The sequence below is a fragment of the Mesorhizobium sp. M4A.F.Ca.ET.022.05.2.1 genome, from assembly GCF_003998845.1.
Lineage (GTDB): Bacteria > Pseudomonadota > Alphaproteobacteria > Rhizobiales > Rhizobiaceae > Mesorhizobium.
In genome coordinates this window covers 1-1,774 of the sequence record NZ_RZOJ01000674.1, presented here as the reverse complement: position 1 = coordinate 1,774, position 1,774 = coordinate 1, and the positions used below count along the sequence as shown (strand labels likewise).

2 protein-coding genes are annotated in these 1,774 nt (G+C 63.2%); both read left to right on the top strand.

Annotated elements, in window-relative coordinates:
• Nucleotides 1-976: threonine--tRNA ligase (gene thrS / locus EN745_RS34445; RefSeq protein ID WP_127423287.1), on the top strand; the 976-nt coding region annotated here is incomplete at its 5' end.
• A gap of 85 nt (nt 977-1,061) precedes the next feature.
• Nucleotides 1,062-1,774: 1-acyl-sn-glycerol-3-phosphate acyltransferase (locus EN745_RS34440; RefSeq protein WP_127423286.1), on the top strand; the 713-nt coding region annotated here is incomplete at its 3' end.

Genomic DNA, 1,774 nt, shown 5'->3' with positions numbered 1-1,774 from the left:
GGTGTTCGCACTGAAACCGCTGAACTGCCCCGGCCACGTGCAGATCTTCAAGCATGGGTTGAAGTCTTACCGCGATCTGCCCGTCAAGCTTGCGGAATTCGGCAATGTGCATCGCTACGAACCTTCGGGCGCGCTGCACGGGCTGATGCGCGTGCGCGGCTTCACGCAGGACGATGCGCATATCTTCTGCACCGAGGAGCAGCTTGCGGCGGAGTGCCTGCGCATCAACGACCTGATTCTGTCGACCTATGCCGACTTCGGCTTCGACGAGATCAGCGTGAAGCTGTCGACGCGGCCGGACAAGCGCGTCGGCACGGACGAGGCCTGGGACCATGCCGAGGAGATCATGAGCGGCGTGCTGGAAACGATCCGCACACGGTCAGGCAACCGCATCAAGACCTCGATCAACCCGGGCGAGGGTGCGTTCTACGGCCCGAAATTCGAATATGTGCTGAAGGACGCCATCGGCCGCGAATGGCAGTGCGGCACCACGCAGGTCGACTTCAACCTGCCGGAGCGTTTCGGCGCCTTCTACATCGGATCGGATTCGGAAAAGAAGCAACCGGTGATGGTGCATCGCGCCATCTGCGGCTCGATGGAGCGGTTCCTCGGCATCCTGATCGAGAACTATTCCGGCCATTTCCCGCTGTGGTTCGCGCCGCTGCAGGTGGTGGTCGCCACGATCACATCCGATGCCGACGACTATGCGAATGAGGTGGTGGCCAAACTCAAGGCCGCCGGGCTTCTGGCGGAAGCGGATCTGCGCAACGAGAAGATCAACTACAAGGTCCGCGAGCATTCGCTGGCCAAGGTCCCCGTCATTCTCGTGTGCGGCAAGCGCGAAGCTGAGGAGCAGACGGTCAACGTCCGCCGGTTGGGGTCGCGCGACCAGGAATCGCTCGGCCTGGCCGAGGCGATCGCACAATTGAGCGAGGAAGCGATAACGCCGGATCGCAGGCGCAAACGCGCTGCCTGAATCCGCACATTCCCGATGGCTTGGCGGTGGAGCGATCCACCGCCATTTTCACATGCCTGTCACGCCAAAGCTGTAACGAGCCGCGATGCTCAAGCTGAAACTGCGGGAAAGACCGTTTCCCGAGCTTTCCTACGCCAACCCGCATCAGCCGGCGCTGACGCGCTGGTTCATCCATTCCGTCGAGGGCCTGTCCGGCCGCGACCGTTTTGCCGCGCTCTATGATTTCTGGCGGCGCCAGGTGGCGCCGAGCGGCGAGCGCGTGTTCAGCCGCATGCTGGAGCTCATTGACGTCAAGGTCCGGAACGCCGCTCCATGGCCGCCGGCGATGCTGCCCGACACGCCGCTGGTGATCGTCGCCAACCATCCGTTCGGCATCGGCGACGGCATCGCCGTGCTTTCGCTGGCCGAGCAGCTCGGACGGCCGTTCCGCGTCATGATCCACAAGGACCTGCTCAAGATCCGCGAGATGGAACCCTACTCGCTGCCGATCGACTTCTCCGAAACCAAGGAAGCGGTGAAGAACAACATGGCGGTGCGCCATGAGGCGGTGCGGCTGTTGAAGGAAGGTGTCACCATCATCGTCTTCCCGGCCGGCGGCGTCGCCACCGCGCCGAAAGGATTTGGCCTGGCGCGCGACCTGCCTTGGAAGATATTTCCGGCCCGGCTGATCCAGGACGCCAGGGCTTCCGTCATCCCGATGCATTTTTCCGGGCAGAACGGACGGCTGTTCCATCTGGTCAGCGGTCCGATGAACATGGCCGAGCGCGAGGGCCGGGTGGCGAAGTTCGTCGGCAGGGC